Origin of the sequence: Rufibacter aurantiacus, assembly GCF_017916345.1 — a bacterium.
GTDB classification, from domain to species: Bacteria; Bacteroidota; Bacteroidia; order Cytophagales; family Hymenobacteraceae; genus Nibribacter; species Nibribacter roseolus.
In genome coordinates, this window is the sequence record NZ_JAFMSV010000003.1 from 818,687 (window position 1) to 831,190 (window position 12,504).

The following is a 12,504-nucleotide window of genomic DNA, read 5'->3' on the forward strand; positions in this document are numbered from 1 at the left end:
TCTAATTAAGGGTGAAATGTTCTGTTTTGAATTGTTCATAGCGCGCCTGCAGTTCTTCCAGGGGAATATCCAGCAGGAAGACATTGCGGAAAAACTCGGGCAGGTCCTGCTGCAGGAAACGCTCTTTCCGGTGTTTTTTTACCTTCTCCACTCCTTCCAGGGCCACAAAAAAGCCTATCCCCCGCTTGTTATAGATGACTTCCTGGTTCTGAAGGTACTCAAAGGTGCGCATGACGGTGTTGGGGTTCACCTGCAGTTCTACCGCCAGCTCCCGCACAGAAGGTATTTTATCTTCGGGGAGCCATTTGCCCAGCAGAATGTTCTCGCTCACGTACGCGGCTATCTGCAGGTAAATGGCCTCATTGTTTCTAAATTCCATAGTGATTCTCTTAAGCCTACACTTCTTTCTCTTTCAACCTAAAGTAGGCGCTTACCCATAAAATGAGGGCCGTTCCTAAAAGAGCCAGCGCCATCACATACTCCTGACCTTGCGGGAACTGGATCTGGAAATACTCTCCCTCCTCAGAAAAATTCAGATTTGAAAACGGAAAAGCGTCATCAAAACTGTGGCCCAAAATAGATTGCAGAATGGACTTATTCAGTAAGGTTACCATTAAGCTAACCGTAATGAACATGAAGGCGGTTTTAATAAAATGCCATTTCTCAAAGAAGACTGAACCCAGAAACGTCACCGAGTGCAGGAAAAAGAACAGTACCAAACCAGTCACCTGCCCTTCATCATTGGTGAACAAGCCCATGATTTCAAACTCCTGCCCTTGCCAATCATCCAGCGGTACCAAGATGAAGGTCACCAGGTAAAAACAAGCCAGGTAAACCAATTGGAAGATGACGTAAGAATAGATCCAGGCAACCAGGTACTTCTCAAGATGAGATGCCGGCAAGGTAAGCGACGCGATAGCTTTTCTCTTGTCTCCTAAGTGGGCAAAAATAGTACTGGTGAAAATAGCCCCAGCCGCAAGAAGCAGGAAAATGAAAACAATGGCTTGTTTGTCTGTGGTGAACGGTTGTGTTTCCATCATGATCAAAAAGCCCGTAAACAAAACCATGATGCCCACCAGAACGGCAGCGCATAGAAGGTAGAATTTGTAGTTCTCTGCCGTATGTTTCCTGAACAACCACCTGAAGCGGGTAAAGCTAAATTGCGTTTTCATATTGTTCTTGTTGTAAGAGTTGAAGCAATGGTTGGTTTTCTGAGATGATGGCGTTGAAGAATAGCTCCATGTCTACCCGGCTGTACACGCCCTCGTGGTTGGGCATTATCACGTTTTTGCCCCGGAAAGATTCCTCCTCATAAAGCACTTCGTAACCGTCGGTAGCCGGAAGGGTGGCAAAGACCAGTTTTTCCGCAATCCGGTCCATTTCCTGGTTCACCACTATCTCGCGGTTGTGTACCACCACCAAAGAATCAATGAGGCTGTCCAGATCGCGTACTTGGTGGGTGGAAATGATCACGCAACGTTCCTCGGTCAACGCCGATGCGATGATTTTGCGGAACTGCACTTTAGAAGGGATGTCTAGTCCGTTGGTGGGTTCATCCATGACCAAAAGATCAGTGTTGGTGGCCAGCCCGAACGCGATCATCACTTTCTTCTGCTGCCCAAAGGAAAGCTTATCCAACACGGACTCCCGCGGCACGTCAAATTCGGCCAGGTAGGCGTGGAATTGCTCCTCGTTGAATTTAGGGTAAAACAGGGCCGTGTTGGCGACAAACTTGGCGGTGGTGGTGGAAGGCACATAGATCTCCTCGGGAATGAAGTACAGATTGGCCAGCACCTCCGGCAACCGTTTAGCAGCATTGGCCCCATCAATGGTGCAGGTTCCGGCGGTGGGATACGCCAACCCGATGATGTTCTTCAGGAGCGTGGACTTTCCGGCCCCGTTCTTCCCCAGCAATCCATAGATGTGCCCCCTGGAGAGAGACAAATTCAGGTTTTGGAAAAGCAGGTGGCCCTTCTTGTACCCGAAACTTAAGTTGTCAATGTGTATCATAGCGTCACTGTTTACTGTATTAGTTACATAGTACACTACAAATGTAGAAACAGTTTTGAGAAAAGCAACGCGGATGCGGAAAAAATTTTAAATGATTAAACTTGTTTACTGCCCAATTCCCCAAAACAGCCATTAAACCCTAAGGGAGGCGATTTTGGCAGAAGCAGAAACCGACTTAGATCAACCACTTTCCCCGGAAAAGCAGGACGTTTTCTCATAATTTTGGCTCTTGGATCAGCCAAAGAGGTGTACCAGGTGTATAGGTGAGGTGTATTAGCAGGCTCATTCACGTCCTTCAGAATTATCCGTAAAAGAACCTATGAACCCATTTGAAGAAAGCAAGATCCCGCGCCTTGACCAGCTCAGCTATAGCAACATCCAAACCGCCACGCTGGCCATGGGTTGTTTCTGGAGCCCCGAGGCTTTTTTTGGCGCCATAAAGGGAGTTATCAGAAATAGGGTTGGCTTTGCCGGAGGAACTACCCCCGCCCCCACCTACCGCAACCTCGCCGACCATATTGAAACCGTGCAGGTGGAGTTTGATCCAGAGCAGGTAACCTATGCCCAGTTACTGGAAAAGTTCTTTGCGAAGCATACCCCAACCCAGGAACCCCGCAAAAGGCAGTACACCTCGGCCATCTTCTACCATTCACCAGAGCAGCAACAGGCCGCACAGGATGCCATTAAAGCCGCAGAAGAGCGTTTCAAAGCGAAAGTACTCACCCAGCTTATACCCTACGAAACCTTTCACCTGGCCGAGGAACGGCACCAGAAATGGAAATTGCGGCGGCACACAGAGGTACTGCGGGAACTGCAGAAGATTTACCCTGGCTTTGAAGCCTTCAATAACTCCACCGCGGTGGCCAGGGTAAACGGATATGTGGGTGGCTACGGAGAACAGGACATCTTCATGGAGGAAATCTCAAGCCTGGGACTTTCTGCTCCCGTACAGAACATCATGCTGGCTCTCTTCATGGCGCAAGGCACCCTAGGCTTTCCTTTTAGCCATGGATTAAGCCCCTCCAAAGGTACAAATGCGCTATAAGCCGATTTCCTAAAAACAAGGCAAAAGCTCGAATTTGGATTCAAAACAATTCACCGCTGCCGCGAGCGTCTCGCTCGTGTCCGCACGCATTCTTGATTTTCTTTTGCCATCTGCTCTTACTTGTTCAGGTATTCTGATGCGTGTTTAAGCAACTTCCGCAAAGCAACTTCCCTCTCTTGTCATCTTGGAAAGATCTTGTGGGCAAACTAGAAAAGCATGAAAGAAATGCCCTTACTGTTCGCCCACAAGATCCTTTCAGGATGACAAAATGGGGTGGAAATGCCTTTGAGAAGGTATAGATGACCTGCAGAAAGTGTGAATGCCTTTATTTAAGTAGGTGGGACTCTAAATAGCCCTATTTTAGACCAAGTAGATAGCATCTGCAATGCGTGCGGACACGAGCCTGAGGCTCGCGCCAGCGAAAACTTATAAGTTATGAGACCTTAACTCAGCAATTAATTAGTCTTCCTTTTGAAGTTGGATGGAACCTGCGTTGATACAGTAGCGGACTTGGGAGGGGGTTCTGTTGTCCTGGAACAGGTGGCCCAGGTGCAGGCCGCATTGGTGGCAGAGGAGTTGGATGCGGTCGCGGCCGTAGGTTTCCAGGAGTAGTTTTTGGACGTTCTGCTCCAGGTGCCCCCAGAAGCTGGGAAAACCGGTCTTGGAGTCGAACTTCTGGTTAGAGGAAAACAGGGGATTGCCGCAGCGGCTGCAGACGTAGATGCCCACTTCCTGGTTCTGGTCGTTTTTAGCCCAGTCTATCTTGCGGTTCTGGAACATGCCCTTCTTCTTTTCTCCATTCGGTTACCTCAAAACCATCGCCGTGTATGCGTACGCTAAAAAGCCGGTCGAAGCCTTCTGAGAAAGAGGGCGGCTCCAGCTTTTTGCGCACGTCATACAAGGCAACGTCTTTGACTTTGTCTTTCCCTTCGCGGGCACGATTTCGGGCCAGCGCCTCGGGCAACGACGTTTGGAAATAATACCCAATCACCTGGTAGCGCCGCTCCTTCAGCAGCGGAATGTACTGCTGGCGGTCTTCCTTGCGGGGGTTGGTGTTGTCAATGACCAGTTTTGCGGTCGTTTTCAGGCAAACCTGCAAAAACTGGCGCTCCCGGTTGCGGGTCTTGAGCAGGTCCATGCTGATGCGCACGTGGGAGTTGAAGAAGTGCTTCTTGTAGAACGTGGACTTCCCCGATGCCTGCATGCCTATAAACAGAATGGCCTCCACCCGCTTCGGTTCTGGTTATTTTTCCTGTGCCGGTACAAAGGCCATGGAGATGGAATTGACGCAGTGGCGGGTATTCTTGGCGGTGAAACGCTCTCCCAGAAACACGTGCCCCAGGTGTCCGCCGCAATTAGAGCAGACAATCTCGGTGCGACGGCCATCGGCATCCGGTACGCGGGTCACGGCACCCGGAATCTCATCGTCAAAACTGGGCCAGCCGCAGTGCGACTCAAACTTATCTTCTGAGCGGTACAGTGGGGCGTTACAGCGGCGGCAGATATAAGTGCCGGGTTCCTTTACGGTGTACAGTTTGCCGGTAAAAGGGCGCTCCGTGCCTTTGTGCAGAATCACGTATTCTTCCTCTGGGGTGAGCTGGTTGTATTTTTTATCTTGGTTTTCCATGGATCTCTTGCTGTTTACTTCTGCTACTAATACTGACTTTGGCTAGGTCTCGTTGCTGATTAGGTAACAAGGCAAAAGTAGGGAGAATTCCGGCAGCCTGTTTCGGCGGTATTTTTAAGGAAACTGCCTAAAAACAGCAAACGCCACCTCAGGTGATGAAGTAGCGTTTGTTGTTCTAAAAAATGGCTTTGGTCATGCTCCCTCGCAAACCGGAACAGGTATAAACAAAAAGTAAAGGACAAACAGAAGAAGAATCAGCATCCCACTGACTAGCCAGATAACGGAAGTGGACGATAAATTGCGCAGTCTTTTCATAGTTTCTGCTACTCATTTTCAGGAGCACATTGGTCGAAATTATACCAATTCACTTTCCCGAAGGAGAACTTCCCTTGTTCCACCACAAGTGAATCTGAGGGATCCTGCTCGTTGTACAAAACGCCTTGGAAGGTTCCGTTGATACCTTTCAAATGTGCGTTCTCAATACGGTAAAGTTCCCCTACCCAAATGGTAAAATTAGGCTTGTCCGTTCTGTTCACGTACCGTTTGGTGGGCTGTCCGGGCTTGTTAACGTTAAATGCCACGTAAGAGGTAAATTCCTGTTTATATGTACCCAAGATGGGGTAAGCTCCCTTGCCTTTTACATTCATGAACTGCATCCGGAGGTTGTTTTCGCTATTATAGTTTCCTAAAGCTCTGGGATCTTTGTAGGCCAAAATGGTGAAAAAGGGTTGCTCCTCACCATCTTTTGTTAAGGCTGACCACGCTCCATGGAAGGTACGGAGGCATGTATTATCCCCAACTTGGCTAGGCTCCCAATGACTTTCATTCACCTTCATACTGAAAGAGGTTAGAGGTGTAGGTACTGGCTCTGGGTCAGGGGCATCTTTCTGGCAACCAGCTAAACCTACAATGAGAATTGAAGCGAAGGTGGCTTTTATTTTCATATGAGTATCTCTTCCTTTATTTAATTTTTGATAGAACTATCATATTTAAACAGGCTTCCGGTCACTTGAAAGCTATTGCTTTGAATACCTTTTGTTACCGCAGGACATGCATAGCCAGCACTTTCTGCACTTCGTAGACATCTACGGCCTTGTTGAATTTCTTCCGGATGCTGGGCTCCACCTCACTTGAAACCCAGATCTTGAGTTCGGCGTCCAGCTCAAAGGTCCCGGCCGTTTCCACACTGAACCTGGAGATGCTTTTGTAGGAGACAGAAAGGTATTCCACCTTATTTCCAGTGAGGCCCTGCACTTCAATGAGAATCAGCCTTTTAGACGTAAAGATGAAAGTATCCCTGATGAGCTTGAAACCCAGCTCAATCATCTCACCCTCGGCCAGCAGTTTGCCATAATCTTTAATTAAGGTTTCTTGGTTCACCGTTCCGGCGTTCCCGAGCAATGCTGAAAATAAGCCCATGTGTTTAGAATTTAAGGTGGAAGGAAATAGAAGCTGAAGATGAAGCTACTGAAGACGAAGCAGATACATCCGGACTCCTCCGGATTTCAAGGGAAGTGTTGGCGTTTTTGGCTCGCTTTTCATTTTTCACCGCAGAGGCAAAGAACGGAAGGCTGGTCAAAGAAAAAACCGATCCTCCTAGCCAGACAAAGGGTAAGTCTTGTTTAGAAAGATCACCGGTAGCTCCATAGAGGGATATCAATCCCCCTACTGCCAGGAAAACAAACCCCGCGGTCTTATTCTTTCTGCTCACCTCCAGGTAGTCTGCTGAAGTCTTTGGCGCCTCCGACTTAGGTATCTGACTATAAACCGCTGGGCTACAAAAAAGGAGCAGAAGTACACAAATCAATCTATAATTCATGGGTGCTCCTTTATATTCAGGTTTATATGCTTTGGTAAACCAATCCCCAGCAGGAGGAAAAACTAGCGGTGAAATTCCCAGAAGGTTCCTTCCACCAATCCATTCTATTTTCTGGCCATTATGAAAAAAATGGGGTTAAAACGATGATGTGGGTTTCAATTCCCCATTCTCTCACCTGCTATATTAAAAGTACCAGATATTACCCTATTTACAAGTAAAGTTTTAATTTATTGAGTTCAAGCTATTTAGAAGCCAAGCCACAGAGTGTGCTAAATCAATAGCTTGCCAGTGCCACCAGCACCGATTAAACGAATAACGCCTATGGCACTGAGTTTTGGCTTCCCGCGGCGGAGAGGCGCTGCAGGTCACAAAGAACGAAGCAGCCCTCTCTCATTTTCAGGAACAGTAGTTCTCCACCTCACGGATCAATCATCATCATTTTCTCTATAATGGTGCTCATCTCTGACGTGCTCGCATTGAGCTTGATCAAGTGGTGATTTTTGTCTGGGTGAGTGGCCGACGGATATTTCCAGGAGACGTTGCCGCCCACGTCTGATCTCAGCTGGCCGGTAGTCACGGAGGTCAGCTTTCCGCCCCAGAGGCCCCGCACTGCAACCAGCACGCCCATTTGGTCCCAGCTCGGCCGGAAATCAGGGCCGTCGTATCGGCTCTTTGCTATTTCATAAGCCTTGCGCACGGGATTTGAATTGGATTTGCCCGCCAGCAGCCGATTTCCTGTCGCGATGTTGTCACCCACCTGGTTGGGCACAAACCAGACCTCTCCCGGCCAATGGTTGATGACCCGTTGGGTGCTGGCGCCCGACATTTTGTAGTTAAAGGAAGTTCCGGTAGAGCCGTCTTCGCTGATGCGGCCGCCTGCTGCCACCCACCTCTTCACTTTGCGCCGGATCAGGTCCATTCCGCCCGACGATAACATCAGGTTATCGAGGTTGCGGAGCGGCCCTATGCTCGCGATCACGACACTCTTATCCGGCTGTTTAGATAGAATTTTATGGTAGAGTTCCGTCGCATTGGGGGCGTGGGAAAGATCGTGGGGAAAGTTGTGGGAAATTTGATTGTACCAGCCGCCAGTGGCGAGTAGTGTATTATCCTTCAGGATACCGATCGGGATTTTGGGGCGCCCGAAGTAAGTATTGATCGCATCGGTGGCCAGGGCGCTGTGCGGATAAGACACCGTGATCATCATCGCGAGGACATTGACCTCACCGGATCGCATCAGGCTGTGCACCACGGCCAAAGCCCCTGCATCGTCAGAGTCGTTGATGATATCCAGGTCAAGGATCAGGTTCACTTTGGCGGTAGGCGGCGGCGGATCAGTGCTTACTTTTTTGAATTCGAAGAAATCAACATCAAAATATTCAGACTGAGTCTGGAAACGCAGCAGATGCTGACCAGCGCCCAGTTTCACGCGTTTGGGGTCAGTGAGAGAGTAGCTATGATAGCTGCCCCGGTTGGGGACCATGATATTCCCCATCAGGTTGACACCGTCAATGAGCATCTGGAAGCTCTTGCCGGCAGCGGTGGTGGCAACGGATGCCGTAAATTCATACTCGCCGGCGGTCTCAACCTTGACCGTGTATTCCAGCCACTCGCCGCTCCTGATAGCACTGATGTGAAAGCCATTGGTGAGGACGTTACGGGCAATGTCCACGTCCTCTTTCCTGCGATAAGCACGGTCTCGATTTCCACGGGTAGTATCATAGTAAGCGACTTTCCTGCCGCCGCGGTCGAAGTTCTCCGCTTCCACTCGGGCCGGAAGCTCAAGTGGTGCACCGAAGTAGGGTCTCTGCTTAGCTTCGGCGGGGATAGGATATGTGCCGAGAGCCAAGAATGTCAACGATAGAAGTGGCTTGAGTTTTGTCATAGTTCCTATGAAGATGACTCTTTGGTGGTGAAAATAAACGTGTACCGGAACAATCTGAAACCCAATTCTATTTCTTCCCGGTCGGTGAGAAGCTGGCCAAATTTCCTAAATAATTCTTCCTGGCTAACAGCACCAGCGTTTCCAAGAATGGCAGAAATTAAGCCCATGTTCTCAGAGTCTTAGTTGGAAGGATAGAAAAGTACCAAGTTTATTAATAGTACGATAAATTGGCCTTTATGCAACAAAATTGTTTAATTTATTAATGTTAAAATCCTGTGCGCATAAATTCTTCCAAGACAAACTAAATCTATGGCCACCTTTTTGAAATTCAGGTTCGTTTTCCTTTTGTTCCTGGGGCTCACAGGAAACGTAAGGGCCCAACAGGGTTCCTCCATTTCTTTTGAGAAAGTCATCAGCCTGAAGCAGGTGGGTTCACCCCTTATTTCGCCGGACGGCAAAACCGTGGTCTACAGTGTCACCAGCACCGATTGGACAAACAACGCCTATGATACTGAGCTGTGGCTCTCCCGCGACGGTGCCGCTTCCCAGCCCCTCACCCGCACTGCCAAAGGCAGCAGCACTTCGGCCCGTATTACCCCAGACAGCAAGTTCGTGAGTTTCCTGGCCGACCGGGGTGAGAAAAACCAGCTGTACATCATTCCAGTGACCGGCGGTGAGGCGCTGCAGGTCACCAAAGATGAGGACGGCGTGGGCAATTATGAGTGGAGCCCCGACGGTAAAAGGCTGGCCTATACCAAAGCCGAAGCGGAAAGCAAAAAGGATAAAACTATGAAGGAACGCTACGGAGCCTTTGCTATTGAGGGCGAGGAATTCAAGCAGAGCCATCTCTGGTTACTGAACTTCCACTATGACTCCATCGCGCTGGCCGGACAGGTGCCGTGTTACCCCGCTAAGAAAGACTCTCTCCAGACAGCGACCACCCCGCCATCTCCGCCGCATGATTGCATCAAGCTATCGGTAGCCAGGAAGCTGACCTCCGGCAATTTCCACGTCACCAGCTTTGCCTGGAACCCAGACGGCAAAACCATCGCCTTCAATAAGCAGCCTAATCCGCTTATCAACAGCAGCCTACGGTCAGACATTGCCACCATCAACGCAGATACCAAAGAAGTCAAAACCCTCATCTCTAACCCTACTGGTGATTTCTTCAGCAAATGGAGCCCAGACGGGAAGGCTTTTGTATACAGCAGCTCCCTGAATGATTCTACCACCTATTTCTTTAAAAACAACCGCCTGTTCCTCTATGACACCCAATCCGGCAAAAGCCACGAGATAGCGCAGGCCATAGATGAAAACAAATCTGTGCTGGATTGGAATAAGAACGGCCTCTACCTCAATGCCCTGGAAAAAACCAGGCAGAAAGTTTTTGAGGTAAATCCCAAGACCGGCAAAACCAAAGCCCTATCGCTGGCCCTGGATCTGGTCAACAACGTGGCTTTCAGCAAAAACACCGACCTGGTGGCGGTAAGTGGCCGTAACCACGCCGATCTGGGGGAAATCTACACCGGTAAACTGAACAAGTCCCTGAAAAAACTCTCTAACTCCACTGATCAGATCAAAGGCTGGAACACGCCCGTGAACGAGGTCATTACCTGGCAAAGCACTGATGGTGCTTCAATTGACGGCGTGCTGCTGAAACCCCGAAACTTTGACGCCACCAAAAAATACCCTCTGCTCATTGTCATCCATGGCGGACCCACCGGCATAGACCTGCCAGATCCAACGCCCTCTTACGTGTACCCCATGCTGCAATGGGTGGAGAAAGGCGCCCTGGTGCTGCGGGTGAATTACCGGGGCAGCGCAGGCTACGGGGAGAAGTTCCGGTCGCTCAACGTGCGTAACTTGGGCGTGGGCGATATGTGGGATGTGATGAGTGGCGTAGACTACCTGGCCAAGAAAGGCATGATTGACACCACCCGCATGGGCTCTATGGGCTGGAGCCAGGGCGGTTACATCTCGGCTTTTCTCACCACCAACACCAACCGTTTCAAAGCCATCTCAGTGGGCGCCGGTATCTCCAACTGGATCACCTATTACGTCAACACAGATATCACGCCGTTCACCCGCCAGTATCTGCAAGCCACCCCCTGGTCAGACATGGAGATCTACCTCAAGACTTCGCCCATGACCAATATCAACAAAGCCAGCACGCCCACCTTGATCCAGCACGGCGAGTTTGACAAACGGGTGCCTATTCCTAATGCCTACGAACTCTACCGCGGATTACAGGACCGGGGTATCCCCTCCAGGCTCATCGTCTACAAAGGCTTCGGGCACGGCATCAACAAACCAAAAGAACGCCTGGCGGCCACCTGGCACAACTGGCAATGGTTCAATCATTACGTTTTTGGGGAGAAAGAGCCAGAACTGCCGGTGGAGTAGAAACAGAGACAGGCCGAATTAATCGCGGGAAAACTCAATGGGCTTTATTCCATCATCAAATTGGATGGAAAGGGAGACTACCTTACCCTCTGGGTTATTTTTGAAGTGCAGCGGTGGCATCGCTGTCCTGTAGGGAGGAGTTGTAGTGATGGCTTGGAAAACATCCTTTCCTGTCAAGGCAGGGACTATCATAAGCTTCCTTTTTCTAAAATAGGTGTACGGCTCGCCATTCTCGTAACAGATGGTAATTGTTCCATAACCGGGATTCGTATAATTGCCAGCCAATCCCTTATGGGATGGAGTGGTTGCCAACGGCGGAGCTTTTTGATTTAATGGTGGTTCAGAAGCAGGTTGGCAGGGTTCCTGGCTCTTCAGGTATATAGCCAACCAATCCGTTGATTTTGCCTCCAGCAGTTTGTCAGCAAAGGTATTTCTGATCATCATGGCTGCCTCGTAGTTTGCTTGGTTCGTTAAAACCACCACGCCAATCTTTTCATTCGGGAAAAATGCTACGGATGCCCTGAACCCGTCAATACTGCCTCCGTGCTCAACCCGGTAATGTCCCTTATAATCAGAAAGAATCCATCCGTAGCCGTAACCTGCCTGATACATGCCTGAGAACTCCTCATCAGGCAAATAGCCTGTTGGCATGACTGCCTGTGGGGTTATGGCTTCTGCCACATACTGCTCCGGCAGGACCTGTTGTCCCACGAGGTTTCCCTTGTTGACCCAGGCCAGCAGCCAGTTGCCCATGTCATGGGCATTGCTGTTGATTCCCCCGGCCGGGGCCATTGCTGTAAGGTTTAAGTACTCAACCTCTTCTGCTTTACCATTGGTGGAAATATACCCTAAGGACACATTCTGGGTCTTCGATAATCCTTTTATCCCAAAGCTTGAGTTGTTCATCCCTAAAGGCTTAAAGAGAGAAGATTCCACGTTTTCTTCCCAGGTTTTTCCCGTAAGCCTCTCACCGATGACTCCTAAGGTAAAATAGGAGAAATTACTGTAATTCCATTTTCCCCTCAGTTTATGAGCAGGCTCAAGATATTGAATCCTTCTTAGCAGACTGTCCCTGTCGTTCACTGGAATACCTGACCAAGCCTTGTCATGTAGGGCAAGGCCTGTCCGCATGGCCAGTAGGTCTTGGACTATCAGTTCACGGTTTAGCTGCTCATTGTAGAACTTTAGATTCTGGATATATCTCAGTGGGCTTTCCTCAAACGAAAGCTTTCCTTTATCCCTAAGCTGCCCTAGGAGCGCGGCAGTGAAGGCTTTGGTAACAGAACCAATTGGAAACAAGGTATGGGCGTCCGCCTTTATTTTCCGTTCGAGATCACGGTAGCCAAAACCCTGGGTATAGAGGACCTTGTTGCCCTCCACCACCGCTACTGCGCAGCCGGGCGTATGGGTGGTTTCCAAAATTTTTTCTATCTGTTTTTTTATACCCCGCACACGTGGATCAACCTGCGCGTGGATGGTGGTGAGAAGGAGGAGTAAAAGGGAGGTGGTAAAGGCTTTCTTCATGTAAATGCTTATTATGAGGCAAAGCTACCACCAAAGGAAAACGGGCGGAAGGACATAAACGGCTTCTATCCGGACAAAACAATAATGCCGCTCAATAAACCGTCTAATTAACGACCGTCTTGAGAATTTTCCTGAGCTGGCTATCACCCTCAAAGCCACATTGCGCTGCTACATAGTCTAGCTTATAGCCT

The 12,504-nt window shown here is 49.5% G+C and carries 14 protein-coding genes; 2 read left to right on the top strand and 12 right to left on the bottom strand.

From position 1 onward, the window contains the following. Position 1 precedes the first annotated feature (1 nt). From J3P34_RS13920 to J3P34_RS13930, 3 genes are read right to left on the bottom strand one after another with little or no spacing between them, the layout of a single operon-like run. A complete protein-coding gene (locus J3P34_RS13920; RefSeq protein WP_210465252.1) occupies positions 2-379 on the bottom strand; it encodes a GntR family transcriptional regulator in 378 nt (125 codons plus the stop codon). 16 nt (positions 380-395) lie between these two features. Then, a complete protein-coding gene (locus J3P34_RS13925) occupies positions 396-1,172 on the bottom strand; it encodes a hypothetical protein (RefSeq protein WP_210489260.1) in 777 nt (258 codons plus the stop codon). Further along, positions 1,156-2,010 (bottom strand): ABC transporter ATP-binding protein, encoded by an 855-nt coding sequence (locus J3P34_RS13930; protein ID WP_210489261.1) that lies wholly within the window; start codon positions 2,008-2,010, stop codon positions 1,156-1,158. Before J3P34_RS13930 ends, J3P34_RS13925 begins: the two co-directional genes overlap by 17 nt. 319 nt (positions 2,011-2,329) lie before the next feature. Between J3P34_RS13930 and msrA the strand changes: the two genes are divergently transcribed. Beyond that, on the top strand, positions 2,330-3,055 hold the full coding sequence (gene msrA, locus J3P34_RS13935) for a peptide-methionine (S)-S-oxide reductase MsrA (protein ID WP_210489262.1): 726 nt from the start codon (positions 2,330-2,332) through the stop codon (positions 3,053-3,055). Between the two features lie 459 nt (positions 3,056-3,514). Here the strand turns inward: msrA and J3P34_RS13940 are convergent, their stop codons facing one another. The 8 genes from J3P34_RS13940 to J3P34_RS13975 form a co-directional block, all read right to left on the bottom strand. Then, positions 3,515-3,835, bottom strand: a complete 321-nt coding sequence (locus tag J3P34_RS13940) for a peptide-methionine (R)-S-oxide reductase (RefSeq protein WP_210489263.1) — start codon at positions 3,833-3,835, stop codon at positions 3,515-3,517. After that, complete coding sequence (locus J3P34_RS13945) at positions 3,804-4,283, bottom strand: AAA family ATPase (protein WP_210489264.1); 480 nt, start codon at positions 4,281-4,283, stop codon at positions 3,804-3,806. The genes J3P34_RS13940 and J3P34_RS13945 overlap by 32 nt, the downstream gene beginning before the upstream one ends. Positions 4,284-4,298: 15 nt before the next feature. Further along, positions 4,299-4,682, bottom strand: a complete 384-nt coding sequence (locus tag J3P34_RS13950; protein WP_210489265.1) for a methionine-R-sulfoxide reductase — start codon at positions 4,680-4,682, stop codon at positions 4,299-4,301. Between the two features lie 323 nt (positions 4,683-5,005). After that, positions 5,006-5,626 (bottom strand): DUF5025 domain-containing protein, encoded by a 621-nt coding sequence (locus tag J3P34_RS13955; RefSeq protein ID WP_210489266.1) that lies wholly within the window; start codon positions 5,624-5,626, stop codon positions 5,006-5,008. Between the two features lie 94 nt (positions 5,627-5,720). Then, positions 5,721-6,101 (bottom strand): PH domain-containing protein, encoded by a 381-nt coding sequence (locus J3P34_RS13960; protein ID WP_210489267.1) that lies wholly within the window; start codon positions 6,099-6,101, stop codon positions 5,721-5,723. A 4-nt stretch (positions 6,102-6,105) separates the two neighbouring features. Further along, positions 6,106-6,501 (bottom strand): hypothetical protein, encoded by a 396-nt coding sequence (locus J3P34_RS13965; RefSeq protein ID WP_210489269.1) that lies wholly within the window; start codon positions 6,499-6,501, stop codon positions 6,106-6,108. Positions 6,502-6,919: 418 nt separating this feature from the next. Beyond that, complete coding sequence (locus tag J3P34_RS13970) at positions 6,920-8,386, bottom strand: carbohydrate-binding protein (RefSeq protein WP_210489270.1); 1,467 nt, start codon at positions 8,384-8,386, stop codon at positions 6,920-6,922. Positions 8,387-8,391: 5 nt separating this feature from the next. Continuing rightward, complete coding sequence (locus J3P34_RS13975) at positions 8,392-8,553, bottom strand: PH domain-containing protein (RefSeq protein WP_210489271.1); 162 nt, start codon at positions 8,551-8,553, stop codon at positions 8,392-8,394. 142 nt (positions 8,554-8,695) lie between these two features. On the opposite strand from J3P34_RS13975, the gene J3P34_RS13980 reads away from it, so the two are divergent. Next, positions 8,696-10,789, top strand: a complete 2,094-nt coding sequence (locus tag J3P34_RS13980) for a S9 family peptidase (RefSeq protein WP_210489272.1) — start codon at positions 8,696-8,698, stop codon at positions 10,787-10,789. Between the two features lie 18 nt (positions 10,790-10,807). Here J3P34_RS13980 and J3P34_RS13985 read toward each other — a convergent pair whose 3' ends face one another. After that, positions 10,808-12,313: a serine hydrolase gene (locus J3P34_RS13985; protein WP_210489273.1), complete on the bottom strand. Its 1,506-nt coding sequence runs from the start codon at positions 12,311-12,313 to the stop codon at positions 10,808-10,810. Positions 12,314-12,504: the final 191 nt, after the last annotated feature.

Excerpts from the sequence above, each read along its gene's own strand:
- J3P34_RS13920 (WP_210465252.1), bottom strand. The coding sequence starts at position 379 with ATGGAATTTAGAAACAATGAGGCCATTTACCTGCAGATAGCCGCGTAC.
- J3P34_RS13925 (WP_210489260.1), bottom strand. The coding sequence starts at position 1,172 with ATGAAAACGCAATTTAGCTTTACCCGCTTCAGGTGGTTGTTCAGGAAA.
- J3P34_RS13930 (WP_210489261.1), bottom strand. The coding sequence starts at position 2,010 with ATGATACACATTGACAACTTAAGTTTCGGGTACAAGAAGGGCCACCTG.
- msrA (WP_210489262.1), top strand. The coding sequence starts at position 2,330 with ATGAACCCATTTGAAGAAAGCAAGATCCCGCGCCTTGACCAGCTCAGC.
- J3P34_RS13940 (WP_210489263.1), bottom strand. The coding sequence starts at position 3,835 with ATGTTCCAGAACCGCAAGATAGACTGGGCTAAAAACGACCAGAACCAG.
- J3P34_RS13950 (WP_210489265.1), bottom strand. The coding sequence starts at position 4,682 with ATGGAAAACCAAGATAAAAAATACAACCAGCTCACCCCAGAGGAAGAA.
- J3P34_RS13955 (WP_210489266.1), bottom strand. The coding sequence starts at position 5,626 with ATGAAAATAAAAGCCACCTTCGCTTCAATTCTCATTGTAGGTTTAGCT.
- J3P34_RS13960 (WP_210489267.1), bottom strand. The coding sequence starts at position 6,101 with ATGGGCTTATTTTCAGCATTGCTCGGGAACGCCGGAACGGTGAACCAA.
- J3P34_RS13965 (WP_210489269.1), bottom strand. The coding sequence starts at position 6,501 with ATGAATTATAGATTGATTTGTGTACTTCTGCTCCTTTTTTGTAGCCCA.
- J3P34_RS13970 (WP_210489270.1), bottom strand. The coding sequence starts at position 8,386 with ATGACAAAACTCAAGCCACTTCTATCGTTGACATTCTTGGCTCTCGGC.
- J3P34_RS13975 (WP_210489271.1), bottom strand. The coding sequence starts at position 8,553 with ATGGGCTTAATTTCTGCCATTCTTGGAAACGCTGGTGCTGTTAGCCAG.
- J3P34_RS13980 (WP_210489272.1), top strand. The coding sequence starts at position 8,696 with ATGGCCACCTTTTTGAAATTCAGGTTCGTTTTCCTTTTGTTCCTGGGG.
- J3P34_RS13985 (WP_210489273.1), bottom strand. The coding sequence starts at position 12,313 with ATGAAGAAAGCCTTTACCACCTCCCTTTTACTCCTCCTTCTCACCACC.